This is a genomic window from Bradyrhizobium sp. HKCCYLRH3061, from assembly GCF_051168015.1.
Taxonomy (GTDB): domain Bacteria; phylum Pseudomonadota; class Alphaproteobacteria; order Rhizobiales; family Xanthobacteraceae; genus Bradyrhizobium.
On sequence record NZ_JBNPUE010000003.1, the window covers coordinates 480280 to 506336 of the forward strand.

28 protein-coding genes and 2 tRNA genes are annotated in these 26057 nt (G+C 66.1%); 16 read left to right on the top strand and 14 right to left on the bottom strand.

Annotation, left to right across the window (positions count from 1 at the left end; all coding sequences use genetic code 11):
• Nucleotides 1–80: 80 nt before the first annotated feature.
• Both ACQR2C_RS09010 and ACQR2C_RS09015 read right to left on the bottom strand, forming a co-directional pair.
• Nucleotides 81–668 (bottom strand): HdeD family acid-resistance protein, encoded by a 588-nt coding sequence (locus ACQR2C_RS09010; RefSeq protein ID WP_316215752.1) that lies wholly within the window; start codon nucleotides 666–668, stop codon nucleotides 81–83.
• Between the two features lie 129 nt (nucleotides 669–797).
• Nucleotides 798–1826: a PrsW family glutamic-type intramembrane protease gene (locus ACQR2C_RS09015; RefSeq protein WP_315800088.1), complete on the bottom strand. Its 1029-nt coding sequence runs from the start codon at nucleotides 1824–1826 to the stop codon at nucleotides 798–800.
• Nucleotides 1827–2605: 779 nt separating this feature from the next.
• Here ACQR2C_RS09015 and ACQR2C_RS09020 point away from each other — a divergent pair.
• The 4 genes from ACQR2C_RS09020 to ACQR2C_RS09035 all read left to right on the top strand — a co-directional run bounded on the left by ACQR2C_RS09020 (nucleotide 2606) and on the right by ACQR2C_RS09035 (nucleotide 6187).
• Nucleotides 2606–3754, top strand: coding sequence for a PLP-dependent cysteine synthase family protein (locus ACQR2C_RS09020; RefSeq protein ID WP_315800087.1), 1149 nt, complete (start codon nucleotides 2606–2608; stop codon nucleotides 3752–3754).
• 188 nt (nucleotides 3755–3942) lie between these two features.
• Entirely contained in the window at nucleotides 3943–5172 is a 1230-nt protein-coding gene (hemA, locus tag ACQR2C_RS09025; RefSeq protein WP_315800086.1) for a 5-aminolevulinate synthase, read from the top strand.
• Between the two features lie 140 nt (nucleotides 5173–5312).
• Nucleotides 5313–5891, top strand: a complete 579-nt coding sequence (locus ACQR2C_RS09030) for a hemerythrin domain-containing protein (RefSeq protein WP_315800085.1) — start codon at nucleotides 5313–5315, stop codon at nucleotides 5889–5891.
• An 80-nt stretch (nucleotides 5892–5971) separates the two neighbouring features.
• Entirely contained in the window at nucleotides 5972–6187 is a 216-nt protein-coding gene (locus tag ACQR2C_RS09035) for a hypothetical protein (protein ID WP_315800084.1), read from the top strand.
• A 196-nt stretch (nucleotides 6188–6383) separates the two neighbouring features.
• Here ACQR2C_RS09035 and ACQR2C_RS09040 read toward each other — a convergent pair whose 3' ends face one another.
• The gene (locus tag ACQR2C_RS09040) at nucleotides 6384–7136 is read right to left on the bottom strand and encodes a hypothetical protein (RefSeq protein WP_315800083.1); all 753 of its coding nucleotides are present in this window, start codon (nucleotides 7134–7136) and stop codon (nucleotides 6384–6386) included.
• Between the two features lie 200 nt (nucleotides 7137–7336).
• On the opposite strand from ACQR2C_RS09040, the gene ACQR2C_RS09045 reads away from it, so the two are divergent.
• The 3 genes from ACQR2C_RS09045 to ACQR2C_RS09055 all read left to right on the top strand — a co-directional run bounded on the left by ACQR2C_RS09045 (nucleotide 7337) and on the right by ACQR2C_RS09055 (nucleotide 8380).
• Nucleotides 7337–7669 carry a Rieske 2Fe-2S domain-containing protein gene (locus ACQR2C_RS09045; RefSeq protein WP_315800082.1) on the top strand — a complete coding sequence of 111 codons (333 nt, stop codon included), beginning with the start codon at nucleotides 7337–7339 and terminating at the stop codon, nucleotides 7667–7669.
• Nucleotides 7670–7882: 213 nt separating this feature from the next.
• Nucleotides 7883–7957, top strand: a tRNA-Glu gene (locus ACQR2C_RS09050).
• Nucleotides 7958–8122: 165 nt separating this feature from the next.
• Complete coding sequence (locus tag ACQR2C_RS09055; protein WP_315712079.1) at nucleotides 8123–8380, top strand: PilZ domain-containing protein; 258 nt, start codon at nucleotides 8123–8125, stop codon at nucleotides 8378–8380.
• A gap of 316 nt (nucleotides 8381–8696) precedes the next feature.
• On the opposite strand, the gene ACQR2C_RS09060 is transcribed toward ACQR2C_RS09055, so the two are convergent.
• Nucleotides 8697–9338 (bottom strand): glutathione S-transferase family protein, encoded by a 642-nt coding sequence (locus ACQR2C_RS09060; RefSeq protein WP_315800081.1) that lies wholly within the window; start codon nucleotides 9336–9338, stop codon nucleotides 8697–8699.
• Between the two features lie 267 nt (nucleotides 9339–9605).
• Nucleotides 9606–10058, bottom strand: coding sequence for a VOC family protein (locus ACQR2C_RS09065; protein ID WP_012044102.1), 453 nt, complete (start codon nucleotides 10056–10058; stop codon nucleotides 9606–9608).
• Between the two features lie 589 nt (nucleotides 10059–10647).
• On the opposite strand from ACQR2C_RS09065, the gene ACQR2C_RS09070 reads away from it, so the two are divergent.
• Nucleotides 10648–10950, top strand: a complete 303-nt coding sequence (locus ACQR2C_RS09070; protein WP_172109121.1) for an HU family DNA-binding protein — start codon at nucleotides 10648–10650, stop codon at nucleotides 10948–10950.
• Nucleotides 10951–11417: 467 nt separating this feature from the next.
• Here the strand turns inward: ACQR2C_RS09070 and ACQR2C_RS09075 are convergent, their stop codons facing one another.
• On the bottom strand, nucleotides 11418–11567 hold the full coding sequence (locus tag ACQR2C_RS09075) for a hypothetical protein (protein WP_315800080.1): 150 nt from the start codon (nucleotides 11565–11567) through the stop codon (nucleotides 11418–11420).
• Between the two features lie 134 nt (nucleotides 11568–11701).
• Between ACQR2C_RS09075 and ACQR2C_RS09080 the strand changes: the two genes are divergently transcribed.
• The gene (locus ACQR2C_RS09080; RefSeq protein WP_315800079.1) at nucleotides 11702–11986 is read left to right on the top strand and encodes a hypothetical protein; all 285 of its coding nucleotides are present in this window, start codon (nucleotides 11702–11704) and stop codon (nucleotides 11984–11986) included.
• A gap of 62 nt (nucleotides 11987–12048) precedes the next feature.
• On the opposite strand, the gene ACQR2C_RS09085 is transcribed toward ACQR2C_RS09080, so the two are convergent.
• A complete protein-coding gene (locus ACQR2C_RS09085; protein ID WP_315712073.1) occupies nucleotides 12049–12213 on the bottom strand; it encodes a hypothetical protein in 165 nt (54 codons plus the stop codon).
• 365 nt (nucleotides 12214–12578) lie between these two features.
• Between ACQR2C_RS09085 and ACQR2C_RS09090 the strand changes: the two genes are divergently transcribed.
• From ACQR2C_RS09090 to ACQR2C_RS09100, 3 genes are all read left to right on the top strand, one after another.
• A complete protein-coding gene (locus ACQR2C_RS09090) occupies nucleotides 12579–13340 on the top strand; it encodes an SIR2 family NAD-dependent protein deacylase (RefSeq protein ID WP_315800078.1) in 762 nt (253 codons plus the stop codon).
• 200 nt (nucleotides 13341–13540) lie between these two features.
• The gene (locus ACQR2C_RS09095) at nucleotides 13541–14194 is read left to right on the top strand and encodes a cold-shock protein (protein WP_315800077.1); all 654 of its coding nucleotides are present in this window, start codon (nucleotides 13541–13543) and stop codon (nucleotides 14192–14194) included.
• A gap of 156 nt (nucleotides 14195–14350) precedes the next feature.
• A tRNA-Pro gene (locus ACQR2C_RS09100) sits at nucleotides 14351–14427 on the top strand.
• A gap of 253 nt (nucleotides 14428–14680) precedes the next feature.
• On the opposite strand, the gene ACQR2C_RS09105 is transcribed toward ACQR2C_RS09100, so the two are convergent.
• The 5 genes from ACQR2C_RS09105 to ACQR2C_RS09125 form a co-directional block, all read right to left on the bottom strand.
• Nucleotides 14681–15373: an ABC transporter ATP-binding protein gene (locus ACQR2C_RS09105; protein ID WP_315800071.1), complete on the bottom strand. Its 693-nt coding sequence runs from the start codon at nucleotides 15371–15373 to the stop codon at nucleotides 14681–14683.
• Nucleotides 15370–16605: an ABC transporter permease gene (locus ACQR2C_RS09110; protein WP_315800070.1), complete on the bottom strand. Its 1236-nt coding sequence runs from the start codon at nucleotides 16603–16605 to the stop codon at nucleotides 15370–15372. Before ACQR2C_RS09110 ends, ACQR2C_RS09105 begins: the two co-directional genes overlap by 4 nt.
• Nucleotides 16602–17681 (bottom strand): efflux RND transporter periplasmic adaptor subunit, encoded by a 1080-nt coding sequence (locus ACQR2C_RS09115; RefSeq protein WP_315800069.1) that lies wholly within the window; start codon nucleotides 17679–17681, stop codon nucleotides 16602–16604. Before ACQR2C_RS09115 ends, ACQR2C_RS09110 begins: the two co-directional genes overlap by 4 nt.
• 42 nt (nucleotides 17682–17723) lie before the next feature.
• Nucleotides 17724–18128 (bottom strand): translational machinery protein, encoded by a 405-nt coding sequence (locus ACQR2C_RS09120; RefSeq protein ID WP_315800068.1) that lies wholly within the window; start codon nucleotides 18126–18128, stop codon nucleotides 17724–17726.
• Between the two features lie 175 nt (nucleotides 18129–18303).
• Complete coding sequence (locus tag ACQR2C_RS09125) at nucleotides 18304–19446, bottom strand: OpgC domain-containing protein (RefSeq protein WP_315800067.1); 1143 nt, start codon at nucleotides 19444–19446, stop codon at nucleotides 18304–18306.
• A gap of 224 nt (nucleotides 19447–19670) precedes the next feature.
• On the opposite strand from ACQR2C_RS09125, the gene ACQR2C_RS09130 reads away from it, so the two are divergent.
• Entirely contained in the window at nucleotides 19671–19976 is a 306-nt protein-coding gene (locus ACQR2C_RS09130) for an ETC complex I subunit (protein WP_315800066.1), read from the top strand.
• A 38-nt stretch (nucleotides 19977–20014) separates the two neighbouring features.
• Here ACQR2C_RS09130 and ACQR2C_RS09135 read toward each other — a convergent pair whose 3' ends face one another.
• On the bottom strand, nucleotides 20015–20503 hold the full coding sequence (locus ACQR2C_RS09135; RefSeq protein ID WP_434880961.1) for an Lrp/AsnC family transcriptional regulator: 489 nt from the start codon (nucleotides 20501–20503) through the stop codon (nucleotides 20015–20017).
• Between the two features lie 13 nt (nucleotides 20504–20516).
• The gene (locus ACQR2C_RS09140; protein WP_315800065.1) at nucleotides 20517–21161 is read right to left on the bottom strand and encodes a TetR/AcrR family transcriptional regulator; all 645 of its coding nucleotides are present in this window, start codon (nucleotides 21159–21161) and stop codon (nucleotides 20517–20519) included.
• Between the two features lie 327 nt (nucleotides 21162–21488).
• On the opposite strand from ACQR2C_RS09140, the gene ACQR2C_RS09145 reads away from it, so the two are divergent.
• From ACQR2C_RS09145 to ACQR2C_RS09155, 3 genes are read left to right on the top strand one after another with little or no spacing between them, the layout of a single operon-like run.
• The gene (locus tag ACQR2C_RS09145) at nucleotides 21489–23096 is read left to right on the top strand and encodes a carboxyl transferase domain-containing protein (RefSeq protein ID WP_434880940.1); all 1608 of its coding nucleotides are present in this window, start codon (nucleotides 21489–21491) and stop codon (nucleotides 23094–23096) included.
• Nucleotides 23097–23098: 2 nt separating this feature from the next.
• Complete coding sequence (locus ACQR2C_RS09150) at nucleotides 23099–25102, top strand: acetyl/propionyl/methylcrotonyl-CoA carboxylase subunit alpha (protein WP_434880941.1); 2004 nt, start codon at nucleotides 23099–23101, stop codon at nucleotides 25100–25102.
• 22 nt (nucleotides 25103–25124) lie between these two features.
• Nucleotides 25125–26039 carry a hydroxymethylglutaryl-CoA lyase gene (locus ACQR2C_RS09155; RefSeq protein WP_434880942.1) on the top strand — a complete coding sequence of 305 codons (915 nt, stop codon included), beginning with the start codon at nucleotides 25125–25127 and terminating at the stop codon, nucleotides 26037–26039.
• Nucleotides 26040–26057 lie beyond the last annotated feature (18 nt).

Consider the following 26057-nt stretch of genomic DNA (forward strand, 5'->3'; position numbering starts at 1 on the left):
AGCTGGTGGCGGCGTTGATCATGATCGCTCTATAGCGGCCGCGCGGCCGCTTGTCATCCCGAAAATCGCAACCCTCGGACTCAGGCGTTGCGGGCGGCGAGCGCCATGCCGATCATCGACAGCCCGCCGAACAGCAGGTTGATGCCGACCAAGAGACCGATCGCCCACAACGCCGTGCCCGGCAGCCCGGAAATGATGATGCCGGCGATCGCGATGTCGACGACGCCCGAAATTGCCAGCCACGACCAGCGCCCGGACAGCTCGCGGCGGTGCTCCAGCGCATACATGATGGTGGCGACGCCCTCGGCGAGGAAATAGACGCCGATCACGATCGTCAGCGTCACCGTCCCCTGGACCGGCTGCGCCACCAGGATGATTCCGGCGACGATGGCGAGCACGGCCGACAACAGCGACCACCAGAAGCCCGGCATGCCGCGAGCCCAGAAGGTGAGTGCGAGCCCGGCGATGCCCGAGATCAGGAACATCCAGCCGAGGAAGATCGTGACCGCGAGGCTCGCCAGCGGGGTGAGGATCATTGCCAGCAGGCCGAGCACCGCGAGCAGGATGCCCTCGATCAGGAAGGCCTTCCAATGCGCGCGCATGGCCGCCCCCATTTGCGACCTCATGCGTTCGAGCTCGGGCGGAATCGTATCCTGGGGAAGGGTCATGATCGTCACTCCGGGCAAGGTCACGCGCTCAACGCCGCGGCCGCCTGTCCACGCACATGGTGAGGACCTGCGGCCCGGACAAGCGCGCGATGCGCGTTTCGTTGCTCTGCCGGCCGCAGCAGGCCGGGACTAGGCCGTCGTCCGCATCCGGTTGCGGCCGAAAACATAGACCGTCGTTGTGACAATCAGAAGGGCCATGCCGACGATGATCGCGGTGAGACCGAGTGGAACCAGCACGGCGGCGACGTTGCGGTCGGGGTTGAGCAGCCAGTGCCGAATGGAGGTCAGCACGAATCCGAGCCCGACGAAGCCGGCGGCGCCGCCGAACAGCAGCAGCGCCCACATCCTGCGCAGCTGGCTCAGCCTTGCCCGCGCTACCTCGGTGCGCGGCGTGTGGTGATGGGCGACCCGGCGCACCAGCCGCACGGCAAGGCCGATCGAGGAGAACCCGATCAGCACGCTGACGCCGCCGAGCCAGAGGCGCGCGGCGGCGTCGAGGGTCGACGCCCGCTGCAGCAGCAGCAACGGATAGTCGAAGGCCGCATGCAGCATCACCGGAGCGGCCAGCACCAGTGCCCAGCTCGACAGCCGCGCCCCTTCGCGATTGTGGCGGTTGGCGCCGAGCGCCGTACTGGTGCGGGCGATCGCGAGATAGGCACCGGCAATAATGCCGAGCGCACCATGAAACGGCACGGTGAGCACGCTGCGCAGCACCGCCAGCGAGCGCCACATCTCGGCATGCTGGACGAGATAAGCCAGGTTCTCGTAGGCCGCGAAGCCGAGCCCGACGGCGGCGCCGTAGAACACCGTGTCCATGGCATTGCCGACCTGCCGGCGCCGCGACCAGAGCGCGGCGATCACCGCGACCTTGGCGAGCTCTTCCGGCAAGGCGACGCCGAACAGAGCCCGGACCGCTTGCGCGATCCAGGGATTCTCCAGCGTCAGCCCGACATGCTGGAACGGGATCCGGACGATGCCGAGCAGCAGCACGCTGGCGGCACCCAGCAGGAAGGCGGTCCAGATCTTGAGCGGGGGGCCTGAATTGTCACCCGCGGCGACCACCAGCCAGAGGATCAGCAGCGCGGGCGCGATCGCGGCGGTGCCGATCACGGTCGCGAGGGCTTCGAGCAGGTTCATTTGCGATGGCAAGTAAGCCATGGTCTCCGATCATCCAATGCGGCGGGGCCGAACCGGCCGCCACCACCCGCACGGGGGATGGATTTGACATCGGTCCGTGGCCGCACGGCAAGATCTACATGTCGGAAGAATGAGCCGCCCTTCAAGGGAAAGAACCCCGTCCGGATGCTCGATTGGGGAGGGACCGCTGTGCGGCCGCAGTCCGCGGCCGCACGGCAGGGCTCAACGGGGCCGGGGTCCTCTTGGCGTCGCCGTATCGCTGTCGCGCGCCGGCGCCTCCTGGCGCGGCTCGCCCGGGGTCCAGGCGTCGGTGCGGGAGGGGCTCGGCGCCTGGGCGGTCGTCGGCGTTTCCACGCAGCTCAAGCGCGGCGTCGGGTCGGCTACGCGCCGGCACTCCAGACCCTCAGCAAAAGCGGTCTGGCTGATGGCGCACGCAACCAGGACAATCGAAAGAACAACTCTCATGGTGCCCCTCGGAGCAGGCTCGGCTCGCCCGTGATGCAGGCTCGACTCGGTCGTATTGGCCGATCATCTCCAGCTTGGTCGCAAAAGCGTGCATTTGTTTGACCATTCTCGCCGTCATTCAAAAAAAACTTCCGAAAATCGCTTGCATTATCGGAAGGTTGCAAGTCGTGCGCGAGTTCTGGCCGGCGGAATGAATGCGCGGTTGCGCTCGCTCTCGAACGGCGCCAAGTGCGCGGCCGGCGCCGAGCCGCTGCCGGACCATTTGCCCCCAGCTTGCGCGGCATGAACGGTCGGCCGGGCTTGATGTGGCGGATGGATCATGGTCGGTTGCCGCGATGAATTCGCCGCCTTGGTCAGCTTCCGACAGAGCCTGTGGTCCACGCTATCGCCGTGGCTGGGTCGACGACGCCGTAGCGGCCATCGAGGCCGACCAGTGCCGGACCGCCGACACGCATCTGATCCGGCTGATCGTGCCCGCGCTCGCCGGCATCGACATCTACCTGAAGGACGAATCGACCCACCCGACCGGGAGCCTCAAGCATCGGCTGGCCCGATCGCTGTTTCTCTATGCGCTGTGCAACGGCCATATCCGGGAAGGCACGCCGGTGGTCGAGGCCTCCTCCGGGTCGACAGCGGTCTCGGAGGCCTATTTCGCGCAGATGATCGGCGTGCCGTTCTACGCGGTGATGCCGCGCACCACCTCGGAAGAGAAGATCGCCGCGATCACGCATTACGGCGGCAATTGCCACCTCATCGACGACGGCCGGTTTCTCTATGCCGAGGCGGCCGCGCTCGCAGGCCGGCTCGGTGGCCATTACATGGACCAGTTCACCTTCGCCGAGCGCGCCACCGATTGGCGCGGCAACAACAACATCGCCGAGTCGATCTTCAACCAGTTGCAGGGCGAGCGCTGTCCGCTGCCGGAATGGATCGTGATGGGCGCAGGGACCGGCGGCACGTCGGCGACGATGGGCCGCTATCTGCGCTACCGCCGCCACCCGACGCGGCTGTGCGTCGCCGATGTCGAGCATTCGGCCTTCTTCGACGCCTTCTGCAACGGCGACAGCGCCCGGACTTGCGAACGGCCGTCATTGATCGAAGGCGTCGGCCGTCCGCGCTGCGAGCCGTCCTTCGTGCCTGGCGTGGTGGACCGGATGATGAAGGTGCCGGATGCCGCGTCCGTGGCGGCCATGAACGTGCTGACGCGGCGGCTGCGGCGGCCGGTCGGCGGCTCGACCGGAACCAACTTCCTGGCGCTGTGCCGGCTGGCGGCGGAGATGCGGCAGCAGGGACAGACGGGGTCGCTGGTCACGCTGATCTGCGATTCCGGGGAGCGCTACCGCCAGACCTATTACGAGCCGCAATGGCTGTCCGCGCGTGGTCTCGACCCCGCGCCGTACGAGGCCGCTCTGTCCGCCTTTCTTGATAGCGGGGCGCCGCTACGGCTCGATATTGCCGATGCGGGGAATCCGCTGCCCGCCTGAATGCCTCCGCGCGCGTCGTGGTGAGAGCCGCGGCGAGCGGTGTCCGGATGCCCGGCAATGTGCGCGATCCCTGATCTGGATCAACGAAGAAGGCGCCGGATTGCGCTTTGGTCCGACCCCGAGCAGGGCTCCAAGGGCGCGCCGGAACGCAGGTTCGGGACGCGGGCAGGGGAAGGACGGATCAGGTGATGAACTACGACAGCTATTTCGACCGTGCCCTCGACCAGTTGCACCAGGAGCGGCGCTATCGCGTCTTTGCCGATCTGGAGCGCCTCGCCGGCCGCTTCCCGCGCGCGATCTGGCATTCGCCGGAGGGGCCGAAGGATGTCGTGATCTGGTGCTCCAATGACTATCTCGGCATGGGCCAGCATCCGAAGGTGATCGGCGCCATGGTCGACGTGGCCGCGCGCATGGGCACCGGCGCCGGCGGCACCCGCAACATCGCCGGCACCAACCATCCGCTGATCGAGCTCGAGCGCGAGCTCGCCGATCTCCACGGCAAGCAAGCGGCGCTGGTGTTCACCTCGGGCTACGTCTCCAACGAGACCGGCATCTCGACCATCGCAAAACTGCTGCCGAACTGTCTGCTGCTGTCGGACGCGCTCAACCACAATTCGATGATCGAGGGCGTCCGCAAGGCCGGGAGCGAGAAGCAGGTCTGGCGGCACAACGACCTCGCCCATCTCGAAGAGCTGCTGCGGGCGGCCGATCCCGACCGTCCCAAGCTGATCGTCTGCGAGAGCCTGTATTCGATGGACGGCGACGTGGCGCCGTTGCACCGGATCTGCGATCTCGCCGAGCGTTATGGCGCGCTGACTTACGTCGACGAGGTCCATGCGGTCGGCATGTACGGCCCGCGCGGCGGCGGCATCGCCGAGCGCGACGGCGCGATGGCCCGCATCGACATCCTCGAGGGCACGCTCGCCAAGGCCTTTGGCTGCCTCGGCGGCTACATCGCTGCCAATGCCAATCTGATCGATGCCGTACGCTCCTATGCGCCGGGCTTCATCTTCACCACCGCCTTGCCGCCGCCGGTTTGCGCCGCGGCGACCGCCGCGATCCGCCACCTCAAGACCTCGCAATGGGAGCGTGACCGGCACCAGGATCGGGCGGCGCGGCTCAAGGCCGTGCTGAACGCCTCGGGGCTGCCGGTCATGCCGTCCGACACCCACATCGTGCCGGTGCATGTCGGCGATCCCGAGAAGTGCAAGACGGCGTCCGACCTGCTCCTGTCCGAGCACGGCATCTACATCCAGCCGATCAACTATCCGACCGTGCCGCGCGGCCTGGAGCGGCTGCGGATCACGCCATCGCCCTACCATGATGACGGCCTGATCGACGCCCTGGCCGAGGCGCTGGTCGACGTCTGGGACCGGCTCGGCCTTGCACGGGCGCCGCAGGCGCTGGCCGCGGAGTGAGCCCGTTCCGCTGACCTGTCACATCGGCCTGTCAGTTTGATCTGCCGCAATGCCGCCCGCGCCCGCGCGGGCGTAGTCTTTTGCGTTCAGGGAAAATGCCGGTTCGGCAAGGCCCGGCCGGCGCACAGGCGAGGGCGGCCATGGCAAGGATCATCGAAGCGCTGCTGCAGGAGCACGAGAATCTCGAGAAGCTTCTCTCGGTGCTCGAGCATGAACTGGAGCTGTTCGATCACAATCGGCGGCCGGACTACGACATTCTGCAGAGCATCATCGCCTATTTCGAGGACTATCCGCAGCGCTGTCATCATCCCAAGGAGGAGATGATCTTCGGCAAGCTGCGCGAGCGCGATCCAGCCGCGGCCGCGGCCTATGGCGACGTCGACGACGAGCACGAGACCGAGGCGCGGCGGCTGCGCGGCTTTGCCGACGCCGTGAACGCGGTGCTGTCGGACCAGGAGATCCTGCGCGAACGCTTCCACGCCGCCGTGCATGAGTTCATCGACAGCCAGCGCGAGCATCTGCGCAAGGAGGAGACCCTGCTGTTTCCCGCGGCGCTGCGTACCCTCCAGGCGGAGGATTGGGCCGACATCGACGCCCGCATGTCCGACCGCAAGGACCCGCTGTTCGACGGCGACGTCGCCGAGAAATTCCACAATCTCGAGCGGACCATCCTGCGCTGGGAACAGGAGGCGGAGCAGGCGCGCGCCACGGCCGGCTGATGGCATTTTGCCCAATTGCGCCCCGCGAGCCGTGGACTATAGTTTCAGCTCGGGGGCAGGCACTCGTCTCGGAGTTGGCTATGACCGCTTTGAACACAGGGCTCGAACCGGCCCGAGGTTCGCAGGATGCAGGTGCCGTCGACGCGACGGGCAGGCCTGCGCAGGTCCCGATGGCGCAGCAGAACGCCTTCGGCAGCCACGGCTATGACATGTATCCGCAGAAGCTCATCCGGCTGTCGGGCTGTCAGGAGCGCGCGCTCCGTCGCGAGAAGAAGCTCCCGTTGCTGCTGAGCTGACGGTGCTGCCCCGTAAGCATACGGTTGGCTGGCTTGTATTAAGACATCGTTAACCAGGCCGCGCGACCCTGTTCGCATGCTCCCCCAGGAGTGCGACGGAACCGGACGGCCGGAGCCGGCAGTCGCGACAAGAGGCCGGCGGCGTAACGCCCGCCGGCCTTTTTGCGTGGGCGGGGTGTCTTGGAATCCCCCTCGATCAGTTGCGTCGCGCCAGCGAGCGCAGGAAGCCCTGATATTCCTCGTTCAGCTCCATATCGACGGCGGGTGCGAGCCGCAGCAGCACGTTGGCGATGAACGCCTGATCGTTGCGGGGGTCCGCCAGCACCTCGCGCAGCACCGGGACGTTGTCCTCGATGTGGTGCAGGAAGGCGACGCCTTTCTCCGCCGTCTCGGTCCAGCGCGCCCGCGTCCATTTCGCCAGCGGATACATGATCTCGTGGACGAAGTTCGATTTGCGCGCCTTCTCGAAGAAGCGCAGTCCGGCGCTCCAATTTTCCTTGGCGCGTAGCGGCGGTGGCGGCAGATCGCCGGTCAGCATCTTCCTGCCGGCCTGGCCGACGAAATCGTCCAGCGTGGTCGGCGCATCGATCGTGGCGCGGAAGTGCCACAGCGCGAACGAGCCGGGAAAATCCTTGCCCATGCCGTCGAGCAGGGCCGTCTCGACCGTGTCGACCGCCGCCTTGTCGCCCTTGAGCGACGCCGTCATCGCGAAGGCGAACAGCGCGTCGTTGCCGACCTCATGGACGCCGCCGTTCTTCAATTGCGCCGCCGACAATGCGGGCGTCTTGCCGTCGGCAGGCACCGTGGCCTCGCCGGCGCGCTGCGCCTTGATGAAGGCGGTGATCTCGAGCCAAGCCGTGAGGTTGGCGATGAAGGCGTCGGGATCGACATGCACGATGGCGAGATTGAGCGGCTCCTTGCGCGTTCTCAGCTCGGTCATGTCGGTCATGTCGCACTCCGCAGCAGCTCGCCGCCGAACGGTCTGTCGCCTTTGCGACATGATGGCTCGTTCGACGAAGATGCCGGGAAGGGCAGCAAGAAGGGTGCCACGGTCTTGTCGGGCTCGCGGGCACGGCGCGATCCTCGGAACGAGTCTTGCTCGGGCTGCTTCGCGTGCGATGTTCGCAACGGAAAGCATGAGGCCAGTGAATGTTCACCCGTGTCTGCAAGGCCGACACCATCGACGAAGGCGGCATGCGCCTCGTGATCGCCGATGCCCAGCTCATCATCCTGGCCTGGCCCGACGATGGCGAGCTCAAGGCGTTCCAGGGCGTCTGCCCGCACACCGCGGCGCCGATGGAGGAGGCCGGCTTCGACGGCCGCGTGCTCAGTTGCCCCGTGCACAATTGGACGTGGGATGCCCGTACCGGCGCACCGCTCCACCCTCCGGAGAGTGCGTTGGCCGCGTATCCGGTGAAGGTCGAGGACGGCGTGGTCTACATCGACACGGACGGCATCTCTCCGCTGTTTGCGGCCCGTTGAGCATGCGGGACCAGACTGGAAAGACCGGCACGGGGTGGCTTGCCCGGCCGGCGAAACGCCTCTATACGTTCGGCGCGCGGCACGGAATCACCGTCGGTGGTTCAGCCGACCTCGCAGATCATCGCCTCAAGCGGCTGATTTGCTGAAGGTTTTGCCGAAACGTGCAAGCGGCGATGGCACCGGGGCCTCGTGCCCTCTGGCATCGTGCGTATTGCTCCCTTCGTCTATCGGTCAGGACGCCACCCTTTCACGGTGGAGAGAGCGGTTCGATTCCGCTAGGGAGCGCCATTCCGCGCCGGCTTTCCTTCCATCTCCGATCTTGAAACGGACGGTTTGCGCCGAGACGTGTCGGCGCGGGGTCCTGCATCCATGAATCGCACGCCCAGTACGTGATCCGGTCAACCGTCCATTAGGGTCCTTGCCGTACTGCAGCGGGCGAGCAGGAGCAGGATGATGGCCGCGCCCAAGAAGCGGGAAGCCCGCAAATCGATGAAGCAGCCGGCGTGGATCACGCTGGATGGCGGGTTCGCCGTGCGCCATTGCCTGGTTCAGGACATTTCCAGCGCCGGCGCCAAGCTGACCTTGCAGGACGCGGCGGCGCTGCCGGCGACCATCCGGCTCGCCTTCGCGCGCGACGCAAGAACCGGCCGGCAGTGCCAGGTGGTGTGGCGCCGCGGCGCCTCGGTCGGCGTCAAGTTCATCGGCAAATAGACCAGTATCGCTTCACTGCCGCAGACGCGCTAACAAGCGGCATGTGTCGATCTCTCATCCTGGGCGTCCTCGCGGCGTTCGCCGCCGTGACCGTTGCGGCCGCCGGCTCGCCGGGGTCATCGCTTCTTGTGCCATCGCTTCCCGGGCCGAATAAGGCTGGGCCGAATAAGGCCGCACCCCGTTCAGGCGCCGCCACCAACAATCCCTGCGCGTCCTACGGTGCGAACTTCGTACGCGTCGAGGGAACCGATACCTGCGTGAAGGTCGGCGGCGCCCTGGGCGTCGAGATGGGCACCTCGGCCGGCCGCTGAGGCGCTCACGACAGCGGCGGCGCGATGTGGCGGATGAAGGCCGGGCGTTGCGCGATCTGTCCGTACCAGCGCGCGAGACTCGGCAGCTCCGGCTTGTCGACACCTTCGACTCCGAACCAGCGCCGCGCATAGGCGCCGAGCGCGATGTCGGCGAGCGTGAAGCGCTCGGCCTCGACATGGCTGCGCGTGGCCAGATGCGCGTCGAAGATGCGCCACATCGCCGCGGCGTCGTCGGCCGCCTTCTGCAAGGCGGGCATGTCGCGCTGCTCCGGTGGCGTACGCACCAATCCCCAGAACAGCGGACGCTCGATCGGCTGCACCGTCGACAGCGTCCAGTCCAGCCAGCGCTCCACCGCGGCGCGGTGCCGCGGCGTCGTCGGGTAGAGCGGCGTGCCGTCGCCATGAGCGAGGCAGAGGTAGCGCATGATCGCGTTGCTCTCCCACAGCACGAAATCACCCTCGACCAGGGTCGGGATGCGGCCGTTCGGATTCATCGCGAGATAGTCCGCTTCGTTGTTGCGGCCGTACTGCATGCCGGCGTCGATCCGGTCATAAGCGATCTCGAGCTCGGCGAGACACCAGAGCACCTTCTGCACGTTCACCGAATTGGGGCGGCCCCAGATCGTCAGTCTGTTGTCGGCGGACACGTTCGGCTCCTCTCTGGCGAGCGTCATCATTAGCGCATGTTACGCAAAAAGCCCCGCTCGTTGGCGGGGCTTTTCGGTCGAGCACGTCGTTCGCGGGATCAGCGGCCGAAGAACAGCCATAGCAGAATGATCACCGGAATCGGCACGCCCAACAACCACAATAGAATTCCACGACCCATCTCGGCCTCCTCGTATCCTCACCGTCAATCGGAGGGACAACGCGAGGGTGGCCTCGATGTTCCGGCCGGAATCACGCGGGCAGATGACTCACCAATGTCCGGTGTTCGGCATCGACAGCCAGGGCTCGGCGGGCGCCTTCGGCTCGCCCTTCTGCAACAGCTCGATCGAGTGCAGGTCGGGCGAGCGGACGAAGGCCATGTTGCCGTCGCGCGGCGGCCGGTTGATGGTGATGCCGAGCTTCATCAGCCGGTCGCAGGTAGCGTAGATGTCGTCGACCTCATAGGCGAGATGGCCGAAGAAGCGGTCCTCGCCATAGCTCTCCTCGTCCCAATTGTAGGTGAGCTCGACCAGCGGGGCGCCGCGCGTCGGCGGCAGGCTCTTCAGCAGGTGTTCATCCTCGGGTGCGCAGAGAAACACCAGTGTGAAGCGACCCTTGTCGTTGTCGATCCGGCGCACCTCCTTGAGGCCGAGCGCATCGGAATAGAATTTGAGCGCGGCGTCGAGATTGCGCACGCGCAGCATGGTGTGGAGATAACGCATCGTTTCTTCTCTCCCTGAACTCGAAGCGGATGGTCAATGGCCGCCTGCGGACGCCGATCCATAGCAGCAATTCGTTCGCCCGTGTATCGAGCCCGATGCTGCGGCGATGCCGGCTCGCGCGGATGTGCGGTGCGCGCGGCGACGCATTCGATGGGCTGCGCGGTGTTGCGAAAGCCTCTCCGCATGCCCGCGAATCGCTGTTTTGGCAGTGATTCGCGGTGGGGATGAACGGGCGCGATGCGACCGCATGCAGGTATTTCAGCGTGTTTCGCCTGCAATGTGCGGCCAAAATCACGCAGGACCGTCGAAAATGCCTAGAAATATAGGGGAAAATGAATCGCATGCTCCGTTCGATCGCCAACGCAGCTTGACTTCTGCGCGCTCCGTTGGAATTTTGGCGCCGCTGTGGGTGCTTCGGGGCCCCTTGAAATGCAGGAGAATCCCGAAAATCGCGGGGTGATACGCCACCAGACGACTGAAGTCCCGGCTGTGCAATGCAGCCAGAAAGCCCCGACCAGTCTGCGCAGCAATGCGCTGATAGCCGCGCAGTCGTCACGTCATTCACCAGTATCAATCACAAGGAGATACGATGGCTACCCAACTTTCCAAGTCGCAACTGATCGAGAAGATTGCGACCTCGACCGAGCTGTCCAAGCGCGACGTCAAGAACGTCATGGAGACGCTCACCGACGTCGGCCACAAGGAGCTGAAGAAGAACGGCGTGTTCCTGGTGCCGGGCTTCGCCAAGTTCGTCGTCGTCAAGAAGCCCGCCGTGAAGGCGCGCAAGGGCACCAACCCCTTCACCGGCGAAGAGATGATGTTCAAGGCCAAGCCGGCCCGCAAGATCGTGCGCGCGCGCCCGGTCAAGGCCGCCAAGGACGCGGTTGCCTGATCTGACCGTCAGTCACGGTCGTGATCACGTCAAAGGCCTCCCGGAAGGGAGGCCTTTTTCGTTGCGGCTATGTGGTTGCAGCGCGGCTGAGCGTTGCGGTCGCCGAAGCGCCGCCGTCCCCGGATCGCGAAGGTTGGCACCACGGGGGCCCGAAAAACGACAGCAGCGCCAGCGCGACGGAATATCTTCGTCGCGTGGCGCCACCCTCGAGCACTGGGCCCTGAAATCCCCAGTACTGATCTGTCTCGGGGTGGCGCAGGCAGGTTCAAAGGATTTTGCGGGAAAATTGACCGGCCCGTGCGACCTCCGGCCCGCGCAGGAGCGCCGTCGCGCGTGCTGGGGAGAAGCCGGTGGATATGGCGCAGCAAGCCGTTGATCAGCAATCCGGAGAGTCCAGGCGAGGAGCTGTGGACAAGCGTTGGATCGACTGTGGATGAAGGCCCGGCGATCGCCGCAAAGCTCGGTCTCTAGCGGCGCTCGCCGTTCAGATCCGCGCCGTCGTCCGCTCCTGTTTCAGGCGCTACACCGGCCGCCTCGGTCCTGGGATGACAGGACGCAAGCACGACGAATCCGCCATAGCCGATGATGTTGAACAGAAGTTCCAGCCAGGATGCCATCGCGGATTCCCCCCATGGCAGTGAACGTGTGGCGACGGTGACGGTTCCAGACGCGCGCGGCGGTGAGCCTGCCTGCAACCAACTCCCCAGCATCTGCGTTGTTTGGACGCACGGGAATTGGAGGACATTCGATCATGAGAAAGACATTGGCTGTTCTGGCGACCGCGGGCGCCGTCGCCATCACCGCACTGGCGGCACCCGCTCCGGCACAGGCGCGCGGCATCGGCCCGGGTCTCGCATTCGGCCTCGCGGCGGGAGCGCTGACCGCCGGCGCGATCGCGGCGTCGCACCCGTATTACTATGGTCCGGGCTACGGCTACTACGACTACGGCCCGCGTTACGTCTACGCGCCCGGGCCGTATGCCTATTACGGCGGACCGTACTATCATCGCTACCACCACTGGCGTCATCACTGGTAAGCGCCAGTCGTAAGGAGGAGGGCCCGGATGGCGAAAGCCTCCGGGCTCTTCTCTCATCCCTGCTATTCCGCGGCCTCGCCGCGCTGTGCCTTCTTCCACGCCAAGCGGGCATATTCCTCGCGTTCGCGCGCGAACTTCTCCTGGGTCGACTTGAACCGTGCAATCCTTGCGGTGATGTCGGCGCGCTCCTTCGCGCGGCGGTCGTCCTGCGTCTCGTTCTGCCTCACGGATCCTCTCTGCTCCGGTCGCTATCCGGCGAGCCTCGCCCTGAGACGCGTGACAAACTTCCTGGCGAATCGCTGGCGCGATGTGGATGTCCGATTGAGGCGTGATTGCGGACGCCCGGCCCCGCTGCAGGCGGCTCGCGCGTTTTGCTGGGGACAGAAGGCGAGCACCGCCAACGTCTTCAGGTAGAACGGAACGATCCGACTCGTCCTGCTTGCGGTCGCGTCGTTCACGGCTGGTTCCGGAGGATGCGGAGTGGCGCAACGACGCAGCCGGGCCGGACATGCTCGGAGGCGGGAGCCAGCTTGCCGTGCTATGAAGGGAGGACAATGATGGTGCGAGGTTTCATGGTTCGGGGCCGCCGCTGATGATTGCATCCGATCTGCACGACGGGGTGAACCGCCTGGGAGACATGATCGCTGCGGCGCGTGTGATCGTGCCCTTCACCGGCGCTGGAATATCGACCGAGACGGGCATTCCGGATTTCCGGTCTCCCGGCGGTCTATGGACGCGCAACCGGCCGATCCATTTCGACGAATTCGTCGCCAGCCAGGAGGCGCGGGACGAGGCCTGGCGGCGGCGCTTCGCGATGCAGGAGACGTTTGCCGCGGCGCGGCCCGGCCGCGGACATCTGGCGCTTTCGTCGCTCTACCGTGCGGGGAAAATTCCGGCCGTGATCACTCAGAACATCGACAACCTGCACCAGGACTCCGGTTTCGCGCCGGATCACGTCATCGAGCTGCACGGCAACACCACCTACGCGCGATGCATCGGATGCGGGCAGCGCTATGAGCTCACCTGGGTGCGCGAGCGCTTCGAGGCCGACGGGGCCGCGCCGGATTGCCCCGATTGCGCGGAGCCGGTGAAGACCGCGACGGTATCCTTTGGTCAGTCGATGCCGGAGCATGAAATGCAGCGCGCCACCGAGCTCGCGCAGCACTGTGATCTGTTCGTCGCGATCGGCTCGTCGCTGGTTGTGTGGCCGGCCGCTGGCTTTCCATTGATGGCAAAGCGGGCTGGCGCGCGACTCGTGATCATCAACCGGGAACCGACCGATCAGGACGACGTTGCCGACCTCGTTGTCCACCACGAGATCGGCGAAGTACTCGGATCGTTCGTCCGTAATTGAACGGAAATTGATGCATTTTTGTCGGCATCTCTGTTCATATGCCTCAGTGAAACCGATTTTTATCTATGCGCGGCACGAGGGAATGTTATCTTTGATTCGAGAGATTCGCGTGACTCATCGTGGGTATAGGTGGTGAGCACGTGTATGAGGGCGCCGTTGCAGGGGTGGCGGCTCACAATTCATATGTGAGGTCCGGGGTTATGGGGTCGGACGGATTTGAGTCCAAGAAGCTTGGGGTGCCGGTCGTTGGTGGTTCGACACCAACCCGGCTCGGGGCGGAATATCAAACCGGCGTCGCGCGCGACTCGGCAATCGATGCGATGACCGGTCTTGGCGAGAACCTCGTCGAAATCAGCGGCGTCATCAAATGGTTCGACGCCTCGAAGGGATACGGTTTCATCGTTCCCGACAATGGCTGGCCGGACGTGCTGCTGCACGTCACGGTGCTCAGGCGCGACGGCTACCAGACCGCCTATGAAGGGGCTCGCCTGGTGGTGGAGTGCGTGCAGCGCTCCAAGGGCTACCAGGCCTTCCGCATCGTCTCGATGGACGAGTCGACGGCGATCCATCCGGCGCAGATGCTGCCGCCGCGCACCCATGTCACGGTGACGCCGACCAGCGGGCTGGAGCGAGCCCAGGTCAAGTGGTTCAACCGCCTGCGCGGCTTCGGCTTCGTGACCTGCGGGGAAGGGAGCCCGGACATCTTCGTCCACATGGAGACCCTGCGCCGCTACGGCATGACCGAGCTGCGCCCCGGCCAATGGGTGCTGGTCCGCTACGGGCCCGGCTCCAAGGGCATGATGGCGGCCGAGATCCACCCCGAGACGGGTTCGCCGGCATTGTCCTCGCACTGAGTTGCTTGCGATCACTGCACTTGACGGCCCTGGAAAGGTGCTTTCCGGGGCCGTTTTCATGTCGGCTCCATCTTCACGGCCAGGCCGCGGTCTTGCTGCCGAGGCCGCGACCGTGTAGTGACGGGTTCGTCGAGGACAATCGTCCCTTGAGAACATCGGGGTATAGCGCAGCCTGGTAGCGCGGCAGTTTTGGGTACTGCAGGTCGTTGGTTCGAATCCAGCTGCCCCGACCATCTCCGCAGCAACGTGGCCTCGTAGGTGAGACCTGATAGCTGGCGCGAACTGCGCGACGAGGCCGATAAAAAATTCGGATGCTCCCGCAGCGGCAAAACCCGGGAGCATCCGAAGTGTGCGGGTGAATCCGGGGAAGGAACATCCGCTGGCCGCCAGCATCCTCTGAATCGGAATCTCGCGTCTTTGCGCTAGATCAAATCGGGCGTGGGCGGCGGTTCGCGCGTCGGCCGTGCCGAGGTCGCGGCGGGGGGATCAGCGCGCCAGCTCGTCCTGCGCCAGCCGGCCGTCGATGATGTGCACGCGCCGTTGCATCTGAGCGGCGAGGTTGAGGTCGTGCGTGACCGCGACCACCGTCTTGCCGCGCAGGGTGACGAGATCGCGCAGGATGCCGAACACCTGCGCGGTCGCGGCGGTGTCGAGGCTGCCGGTCGGCTCGTCGGCGAGGATGACGGGAGGATCGTTGGCGAGCGCGCGCGCCACCGCCACGCGCTGGCGCTGGCCGCCCGACAGCTTGTCCGGCGTCTTGCGCAGATGCTCGGCGAGGCCGAGCGAGCTCAGCAGCTCCTCGGCGCGCGTGGTGATGGCGCGCGGCGACAGCCGTGCCAGCGCGCGCATCGGCAGCGCGACGTTCTCGGTGATCGAGAATTCCGGCAGCAGGAAATGAAACTGGAAGACGAAGCCGAGCCGTGACAGCCGCACCTCGGCGCGCTCGTCCTCGTTCATGCCCGTCGTCGAGCGGCCGTCGATCAGCACGTCGCCCTGGCTCGGCAGGTCGAGCAGGCCGAGCAGATAGAGCAGCGAGGATTTTCCCGAGCCCGACGGTCCGGTGATGGCGATGAGCTCGCGCGGATGGATCACGAGATCGATGTCGGCGACCAGCGTCACCGGCACCTCGCCGGGCAGCACCTTCGTCACTTGCCGCGCCTCGATCAGGGGCGGGCTCACGTCGCGCCCCGGATGATGTCGACCGGATGCAACCGCGCCGCGGCGCGGGCCGGAAAGTAGCCGGCGACGGCGCTGGAGATCAGCGCGACCGCGCCCGCCAGCAGATAGTGCTTCAGCGAATACAGCACGGGCAGATGATTGTAGTCGGAGAACGGCGTCTTGAACTCGAGCGAGGCGAGCCCGCGGGTGAGCAGGTAGCCGAGCGCCCAGCCGAGAGCGGCACCGGTCAGGCCGATGAACAGCGCCTCGACGATGAAGATGGTGCGGACCGTGCGGTCGCGGAAGCCGAGCGACTTGAGGATGGCGATGTCGCGGGTCTTCTCGTGGGTGATGGTCGAGATGATGTTGTAGGTGCCGAAGCTCGCGACCAGCAGGATGGCCCCGACGATGGTGTACATCAGCACGTTGCGCAGCGTGATCGCCGACAACAGGTCCTCCTGCGCCTCCTGCCAGGAGACCGCCTTGTAGCCGGTCTGCTCGCCGATGCGCTCGCTGATCAGGCGCGCCTGCATCGGATCGTTGGTGCGGACGCGGATCTCGTTGATGATCCCGGTCTGGCGCTCCAGGATCTGCGCGGTGCGCAGCAGCACGTAGCCGGTGGTCTCGTCGGTGCCGCGGAAGCCGGAATGGAAGGTGCCGACGACGGTCGCGTTCATGCTGACGCCCTGGGCCGAGGCGAGCGTGATGTTGGAGTTGACCCGCGCGCCGATCTTGGCCGCGAGCCGGTCACCGAGCAGGATCGCGTGCGAGGACCGGTACAGCGAATTGAGGTTGCCCTGCCGCATGTGGCTCGCCAGCGTCGAGACCTGGCCCTCCGTGCGCGGATCGATGCCGATGATCGCGACCGTGAGGTTGCGGCCGGCGAAGCGCAGCACGGCCTTGGACTGCACCGACGCCGTCAGCGCGCCCGGCACCCAGCCCTGCAGCGAGGCGATGGTGGCCATCGGGTTCTTGATGCCGGGGCGGCGGACGTTCGGGGTCAATCGGTGGAATTCGGCTGCCGCATAGATCTGATCGGCCGGCTGACGGGTCGGCTGGCGCAGCTCGTCGGTGATCGAAATGTGCGGCAGCGCATCGACCAGCGTGCGGATGAAGTCGTCCTGGGAGCCCTCCATCATCGCCGCCATCATCACCGAAAACGCCACGCCGGTCATCACGCCCGCGATCGCGACCAGCGTCTGGCGGACGCGATGGCGCACATGGGTCCAGGCGATGGTCAGGACGAGGCTCATGGCGACGACGTCTCGGGCCCGATCACGCGGATCCGCTCGCCGTCCTTGATGTCGGCGGTCGCGGGCGCTGCGACCAGCTCGCCCTCGCGGGCGCCGTCGAGGATCTCGACCGCCGCGGAGCCGCGGATGCCGATCCGCACCGCGCGCCGCTGCACACGGCCGCCTTCGATCACCATGAGGCTGCCATTGACGATGGCATTGGCCGGCGCGAGCAGGGTGTCGGCCGTCTCCCGGCTGACGATGTTGGCCTCGACGCTCATGCCGACGCGCAGCGGCGTGTCGTCCGGCAAGCCGATCCGCACGCGGAACGTCTTGGCCACGGGATCGCCCGCCGGCGTGATCTGCTTCACCGTCCCGGGCAGGGCCTGGTTTCCGAACGCATCGGCGCGCAGCAGCGCCTTCTGCCCGACCTGGACACGGGGGATGTCCTCCTCGTTGACGTCGGCGACGACCCAGAGCGGCTTCTCCAGGCCGACGCGGTAGAGGATGGTGCCGGGATCGACCATGTCGCCGACCTCGCCGTCCTCCTTGAGGACGACGCCGTCCATCGGCGCTACCAGCTTGAAGTAGTCGAGGCGCTGGGTCTGGGCCGCGATCTGGGCACGGATGCGGGCGAGATCGCTTTCGGAGCGCTGGTAGGCTTGCGAGGTGGCCGCCCCGCGGGCCAGCAACTGCGACTGTCGCTCGAACTCGTGGCGCTGGAATTCCTCCTGTGCACGCAGATCGTTCAAGGTGGCCAGCGCCTCCTTGTCGTCGAGCCGCGCCAGCAAGTCGCCGGCCTTGACCGACTTGCCCTCGCAGCGGCAGCGCTCGATGATGCGGCCGCGGACCAGCGGCGTGCTCCGCGACCACGTCTCCGGCTCCACGGCGCCGGTCGCATACACGATCTCGGCCGCCGTGCCGCGGGTGATGCGGGCGGTCGCAATCAGCGGTCCACGCCCCCACCATGCGGCAAGCCCAGCCAGTGCGCCGGACAGCAGGATGATCGAGAGCAGGCCGCGCCACGGAAAACGACGCCGGCCGCGATCGACGGCCGGCGTGGCAGCAATGGCGTTGGATTGGTCCGGCGACAGCATGTCCATGATCGAACGGACCCTGCGACGGGAGAAAGGCTATACTTAGCCCGTAGTGCCCGTCGCCACGCGGGGCGGAGCCATCTTGAAGTGCTGCTTGGCATAGGCGACGATCTGGCGATCGGTCGGGTGATCGGCGGCTTCGACGCCGACGATGCGCTTTCCGACCGCAGGATGCTTCTCGTGCAGGTACTTGGCAAGCTCGGTCTTGGCGCCGGCCGGGCCGATGATCAGGATCTCGCCGGCGTCATCGAGCGCGTGCGCGACCTCTTCGAGGAAATTCTTGTCGGGCGCCGCGTGGCCGCTGCCGATCTCGTTGGCCTTGTGGTGCAGATGCTTGGTCTGCAGGTGCGGATGCAGCGTCAGCTCGTCGGCACCGGTCAGTCCGATGTGGAACACCTTGGCCTCGCTGTGATCGAGCCACACGACGGCATGGAAATGGGTCGGCATGATCTGGTCCTTGTCAGCAAATCACCGCTTGCGCAGCCTCGCGCGTTCGCAAGCGAACGCGCGCCGCGGGAAGCGGCTCCGTTGGTGATGCAAACCTTAGCGAGCCCGATCGGGCCCGGCTTGATGCAGGTCAACGGAGGCGGGGCGCGACCACGCGCCCCCAATGGCGCGAAGTCTACTTCGGCGCGGGCGGCTTCGGCTGCGGCTTGTCCTGCCGCTTCGACCAGGAGATGTAGTAGGCGACGGTTGTCATGATCGCGATGCCCGCCGCGCTGACCAGGATCTGCGCCAGCAGCGAGCCCGAGCTCAGCATCAGGGTGAAGTGGCCGATGAAGGACAGGAACACGCCGACGCAGAACACCGCCAGCGACTGTTGGCCGCAGACGATGAGGGGATCGAACGCCTTCCACTCCAGGCCCGGCCATTCCTTCGGCACGAACCGGATGACCAAAATGACGATCACCACGAAATGCAGGAAGCGGTACGGCGCGAGATTGGTCTTGTCGTTCGGGTTGAAGGCCGCATAGAGCCAGTTCGGAAACATCGATCCGAGCTCAGGGAAGCGGCCGGCCATCGTCATGACCAGTGCGAGCACCATGTAGGCGATGCAGAAATAGAGCGTGGCCGGCGCCATGATGATGCCCATCGAGCGGCGGGCGCCGCCGAGCGCGCACCAGGAGCCGAACACGAACAGCACCTGCCAGCAATACGGATTGAAGTACCAGGTGCCCGCCGGATAGGCCGCGAAATTCCAGCCCATCTGTCGCGCCAGGAGCCAGAGCACGATCGAGGCGATCATGGTCAGGTCGGGCTGGCGCAGCATCATCCACAGCACCGGCGGGAAGAAGCCCATCAGCACGATGTAGAGCGGCAGCACGTCGAGATTGACCGGCTTGAACTTCAGGATCAGTCCCTGGGCCAGCGTATCGCTGGCGTGGTCGACGAGGCCTGCGACGTTGAACTCGTCGATGATCTCGGAGACGCCGAACCGCGTCGCCAGATAGCTGATGGCCACGATATAGATCACGAACAGCACGATGTGGGCGACGTAGAGCTGCCACACCCGCTTGAACAGCCGGGTGGCGCCGACGATGAAGCCGCGGTCGATCATCATGCGCGCATAGACGAACGAGGCGGTATAGCCGGAGATGAAGACGAACAGGTCGGCGGCGTCGCTGAAGCCGTAATTCCGCGTGGTGATCCAGTTCACCACATTGTCCGGGATGTGATCGAGAAAGATCGCCCAGTTGGCGATTCCGCGAAACAGGTCGAGCCGCAGGTCGCGCCCGCGCTCGGGCAGCGTGGCATTGATTTTCATGGCCGCTTCAACGCACTGTTTTGAATGGAAAACGTTCGGGGAGCAGAGGGCGCCGTGGCAGTCGACCGAGATTGTCACGGGACGGCAGAATGACTATACGGGGCACGATAGACGGTCACGTCCTGGATGGGAATCACCGTTCCGTGCTGGATCTTGCCTGTACCCCATCCCTGCCGTTTCCGCCAAACGCATGACGACCTCAGCTTCCAGGGGCTCTTCCAGCCATGACCGCACGCATTTTCAAGCCCGCCAAGAACGCGATGCAATCGGGCAAGGCCAAGACCAGGGACTGGCAGTTGGATTATGAGCCGGAGCAGCCGCGTTCGGTCGAGCCGCTGATGGGCTGGACGTCCTCCTCGGACATGAAGCAGCAGGTCACCTTGCGCTTCGATACCAGGGACGAGGCGATCGCCTATTGCGAGCGCAAGGGCATTCCCTACCAGGTGATCGAGCCGAAGGAGCCGGTGAAGCGGCAGATCGCCTATGCCGACAATTTCTCGTTCCGCCGCGGTGAGCCCTGGACGCACTGATTTGGACGCATTGAGGGGCCGGCTCGGCCGTCATCCGTTCAACCCGTTTGAGGCGGACCGCCGGGGATGGGCAGCGGCGCGTCCTTGGACAGGCCGAGCACCGGGAAGCTCCTGATGGCCCGGACGCCGGGCAGGGCGGCGAATTGGCGGAGCTGGCGGCTCATGCCTTCGACGCCCGTCGACACGCATTTCAGCAGAAAATCCGCATCTCCCGACAGCCGCCAGCATTGCTGGACCCAGGGCAACGTCACGATCGCGGCCTCGAACGATTCCAGCGCCGTCTGGTGCTGGCTGTCGAGCTGAATCGACACGAACGCGACCACCTCATAGCCCAGCGATCGTTCATCGATGGCGGCGCGGATGGACTTGATCACGCCGCTGCTGCGCAGCGTCCGCACCCGGCGCAGGCAGTTCGGATGCGAGATCCCGACCCGGTCGGCGAGCTCGTTGATGCGGATCCGGCCATCGGCCTGGAGCTCCGCCAGGATCCTGCGATCGATCGCGTCGAGCTCCGGGCTGCCAGCCATCGGCGCGGCCCGTTCAGCCGGTCGGGCGATCAGGCCGGCCACCGCCGGCCGGATCAGGCTCGGCGGTGCGCGGCATGACGCCCGAGAGCACGAGCTTCTCGTGGGCCGCGATGATCGCCTCCCTGGTGAGCCGGCCGCCGGGACGGTACCAGCTGCACAGCCCGGTCAGGAGCGCGATGATGGCAAAGGTCGCGACCTGGATGTCGTCGACGTCGAACACGCCTTGCGCCACGCCGTCGCTGAGGATGTCGGCCAGCCGGCGCTCATAGGCGCCGCGCAGCGCCACCACCGCCTCGTAGTTGCGGGGATCGAGGCTGCGCAGCTCCGAATTGGCGATGAAGACCTCGCGCTTCCGGGTCATGTGATAGCTGACGTGGAAGGCGACGAATGCCCGGAGGCGTTCGACCGGACCCTGGGTGTCGCGGAGCGCCTGCTCGAGCTCGTGCAGCAGGTCGTTGATGTGGTCCTGGATCAGCTCTGCCAGCAGCTCCTGCTTGGTGCTGATGTGATTGTAGAGCGAGCCCGGCTGGATGCCGACCTCGGCGGCGAGCTGGCGCAGGCTCATGGCCTCATAGCCGTGCTGGAAGATCAGCCGCAGGCCGGCCCTGCGGATCGCCTCCATCGTCGTCGGACCATGTGACCCGATCGTACGCGCCATCTCGTCCTCGCTGGACCGTCCCGATGCCAATCGCGGCGGATCCGCCACGGCGGGGGGTCCCGTAGTGAAGTCTGAAAATTCCGTGGTCTCAAGCAAATGCTGCTCGCCCCGGACCCTACAACAATCCGCTTGAGAATAGAATTTAAAAACGTATGATCGTTTAATTCGAGAAGGACGGACGGTCGCAAACCGGCCGCCGGCGGGCAGGGAGGACAGCATGCGGGCAAAGATGGTACACCCGGGCTCGCAGCGGCCTGAACGGCCGCGACCGCTCTGACGCGTGCTCCCACGGCTTCCCCCTCCAGCCCCGCAACGAAGACGCCGGTCATGACGCTTCACTCCACGATCGATCCATCGTCCTCCGATTTCGCCCGCAATGCCGACGCCATGCGCGCGCTGGTCGCCGACCTCAGAACGAAGCTGGGGCAGGTCGCCGAGGGCGGCGGCGAGACCTCGCGCAAGCGGCATTTGTCGCGCGGCAAGATGCTGGCGCGCCAGCGCGTCGACCTGCTGCTCGACCCCGGAACGGCGTTCCTGGAGCTGTCGCCATTGGCCGCGCACGGGCTCTATGGCGGCGACGTCCATTCGGCGAGCATCGTGACCGGCATCGGCCGCATCGCGGGGCGCGAATGCGTCGTCGTCGCCAACGACGCCACCATCAAGGGCGGCACCTACTACCCGATGACGGTGAAGAAGCATCTGCGCGCCCAGGACATCGCGCGGCAGAACAATCTGCCCTGCGTCTACATGGTCGATTCCGGCGGCGCGTTCCTGCCGCTGCAGGACGAGATCTTCCCGGACGAGCGGCATTTCGGCCGGATCTTCTACAACCAGGCGCAGATGTCGGCGCAGGGCATTCCGCAGATCGCGATCGTGATGGGCTCGTGCACCGCCGGCGGCGCCTATGTGCCGGCGATGTCGGACGAGAGCATCATCGTGCGCAACCAGGGCACGATCTTCCTCGGCGGTCCGCCGCTGGTGAAGGCCGCGACCGGCGAGGTCGTCAGCGCCGAGGAGCTCGGCGGTGCCGACGTGCATTCGCGACAGTCGGGCGTGACCGATCACTACGCGCAGAACGATGCCCATGCGATCGGCATCGCCCGCCGCATCGTCGGCACCCTTAAGCCGCCGGGCGCGCGCACCGTGCTCAACATGCGCGAGGTGCGCGAGCCGCGCTATGCCGCGGAAGAGATCTATGGCGTCGTGCCGGTCGACGGCCGCAAGCCGTTCGACGTGCGCGACATCATCGCGCGGGTGGTCGACGGCTCGGAGTTCGACGAGTTCAAGAAGCTCTACGGTCAGACGCTGGTGTGCGGCTTCGCCCACATCTGGGGCCATCCGGTCGGCATCATCGCCAACAACGGCATCCTGTTCAGCGAGAGCTCGCTGAAGGGCGCGCACTTCATCGAGCTGTGCTGCCAGCGCAACATTCCGCTGGTGTTCCTGCAGAACATCACCGGCTTCATGGTCGGCAAGAAATACGAGGCCGGCGGCATCGCCCGCGACGGCGCCAAGCTGGTGACGGCGGTCGCGACCGCGTCGGTGCCGAAGTTCACCGTCGTGATCGGCGGCTCCTACGGCGCCGGCAATTACGGCATGTGCGGCCGCGCCTATGCGCCGCGTTTCCTGTGGATGTGGCCGAACGCGCGCATCTCGGTGATGGGCGGCGAGCAGGCCGCGATGGTGCTGAGCCAGGTCCGGCGCGACGGCATCGAGGCCAAGGGCGAGAGCTGGCCGGCGGAAGAGGAAGAGAAATTCCGCAGCCCCATCCGCGCGCAATACGAGGCGCAGGGCAATCCGTACTACGCGACCGCGCGGCTGTGGGACGACGGCGTGATCGATCCCGCCGATACCCGCCTCGTGCTCGGCCTTGGATTGTCTGCCGCCGCCAATGCCCCGGTCGAGCCGACCAAGTTCGGCCTGTTCAGGATGTGATCATGGCTCGTCCCGGATTGTATCGTCGTTTTCGCAAGCTCCTGATCGCCAACCGCGGCGAGATCGCCGTGCGCGTCATCCGCACGGCGCGCGCGATGGGATTGAAGACCGTCGCGGTCTATTCGGAGGCCGACCGCAACGCGCTGCACGTCGCGCTGGCCGACGAAGCGGTGCTGCTCGGCCCTGCGCGCGCCCGCGACTCCTATCTCAACATCGAGCGGCTGATCGAGGCCGCCAGGCAGACCGGTGCCGAGGCCGTTCATCCCGGCTATGGCTTCCTGTCCGAGAGTGCCGAGTTCGCACAGGCCTGTCTCGATGCGGGGCTGGTGTTCGTCGGGCCGACCGCGGCGATGATCACGGCGATGGGGTCGAAGTCCGGCTCGAAGTTTCTGATGGAGCAGGCGGGCGTGCCGCTGGTGCCCGGCTATCACGGCGAGGCGCAGGATGACGCCACGCTCGCCAATGAAGCCGCGCGGATCGGCTTTCCCGTGCTGATCAAGGCGTCCGCCGGCGGCGGTGGCCGCGGCATGCGCGTGGTTCACGCGGCCGGCGACCTCACTGATGCCGTCACCAGCGCCAAGCGCGAGGCCAAGGCGGCGTTCGGCGACGACCGCGTGCTGATCGAGAAGTTCGTCGAGAGCCCGCGTCACATCGAGGTGCAGATCGTCGGCGACAGCCACGGCAATCTGGTCTCGCTGTTCGAGCGCGAATGCACCCTGCAGCGCCGGCACCAGAAGGTGGTCGAGGAGGCGCCGTCGCCGACGTTGACGCCGGCGCAGCGGGACACGGTGTGCGCTGCGGCGCGTCGCGCGGCGGGCGCGGTGAACTATGTCGGCGCCGGCACCATCGAGTTCGTCTCCGACGGCCGCGACGTGTTCTTCATCGAGATGAACACGCGCCTGCAGGTCGAGCATCCCGTCACCGAGCTGATCACCGGCGTCGATCTCGTCGAATGGCAGTTGCGCGTCGCCTTCGGCGAAGAGCTGCCGCTGACGCAGGACCAGATCCGGTTGCATGGCCATGCCATCGAGGCGCGCGTCTACGCGGAGAATCCCGCCAAGAATTTCATGCCCTCAGTCGGCACGATCAAGACCTGGCGGCTTCCCGCTGAAACCGGCGGCCTGCGCATCGATGCCGGCTATCGCGAGAGCGATGTGGTCTCGCCCTATTACGACGCGATGCTCGCCAAGATGATCGCCTGGGCGCCGACCCGCGAGGTCGCGATCGAGCGGCTCAACCGCGGCCTTGAGGACACCGACGTCCGAGGCATCGTCAGCAACATCCCGTTCCTCTCGTCGCTGCTAACGCATCCCGACGTCGTGGCGAACGCGATCGACACCGGTTTCATCGAGCGCCATCTGACGCATCTGACCCAGTCGGGGACGGTGGCCGGCGACCTCGAGCTCTGTGCCGCCGTCGCGGCCATTCTCATCGGCGAGCAGACCGCGGCCAAGGAGCAAGGCTCGCCGTGGCGCGCATCCGGCTGGATGCCGGTGGGACTGCGGCAGCGCGTGTTCTCGTTCCGCCAAAGCGCGGCGAATGAACCGCGGACCGCCACGCTGGCCTATGGTCCCAGCGTGCAGCGCCTGTCGATCGAGGGCCGTGAGACCTCGTTCTCGGCACTTCCGACTGATGACGGCGGCTTCGACCTTGTGTGCGACGGCGTCAAATCCCATGTGGTGGCCGTCATCGAGGGCCATGAGCTGTACCTGCGGACCCGCAACGGCCGTTTCGATCTGCATTGGATCGATCCGTTCGGCGGTGACGACGAGGAGCAGGCCGGCGAGGACAAGATCGTGGCGCCGTTGCCGGGGACCGTCGTGGCGCTGCTTGCGCAGGAAGGCGCCGTCCTGGAGAAGGGTGCGGCGATCCTGACGCTCGAAGTCATGAAGATGGAGCAGACCCTGCGGGCGCCGTTCGCAGGCCGGCTCAAGGCGATCAAGTGCAAGGTCGGCGACATCGTGCAGGAAGGCGTCGAACTGGCGGACCTCGAACCGTCCGCCTGATCCTCGAACCGAAGAGGTCGGCATGAGCGAGAGCGTGCGCATCATCGAAATGGGCCCGCGGGACGGCCTGCAGAACGAGAAGATGTCGATCAGCGTCGCCGATCGAATCGCCTTCATCCGCGCGCTGGTCGCGGCGGGCCTGACCACGGTCGAGGTCGGCGCCTTCGTCTCGCCCAAGGCGATCCCGCAGATGGTGGGCTCGGACGAGGTCATGCGCAGCGTGGCTGCGCTGCCCGGCGAATTCCATGTGCTGGTGCCCAATGTGAAGGGCTATGAGGCCGCGCGCGCTGCGGGCGCCAGGGTAATTTCCGTGTTCACTGCGGCCTCTGAGAGCTTCTCCCGCGCCAACATCAACTGTTCGATCGCGGAGTCGCTGGAGCGCTTCAAGCCGGTGATCGCCCACGCCAGGACCGACGGCATCAAGGTGCGCGGCTACGTCTCCTGCGCGCTTGGCTGTCCCTATGAAGGTGAGATCAAGCCGCAGGCAGTAGCCGGCGTGGCCAAGGCGCTGCGGGATCTGGGCTGCTACGAGGTCTCGCTGGGTGACACGATCGGTGTCGGCACCCCGCTCAAGGCCAAGCAGATGCTGCGCGCTGTCTGCGACGACGTGCCGGTGACGCATCTGGCGATGCATTTCCACGATACCTACGGCCAGGCGCTGGCCAATCTCTATGCGGGCATGGAGGAGGGCGTCCGCGTCATCGATGCCGCGGCCGGGGGCCTCGGCGGCTGCCCGTTCGCGCCGGGCGCGACCGGCAACGTCGCGACCGAGGACGTCGTCTACATGCTCGAAGGCATGGGCATCCGCACCGGCGTCGACATGACGAAACTGCTGGCCGCCACCAACGAAATCAGCCGGCTGCTCGGCCGGCCCCCGGTCAGCCGCGTTGCCGGCGCGCTGAATGCGAAGAACAGGCGAGCAGCGAATGGCGAATAGCGAACGGGGGCTGAACCT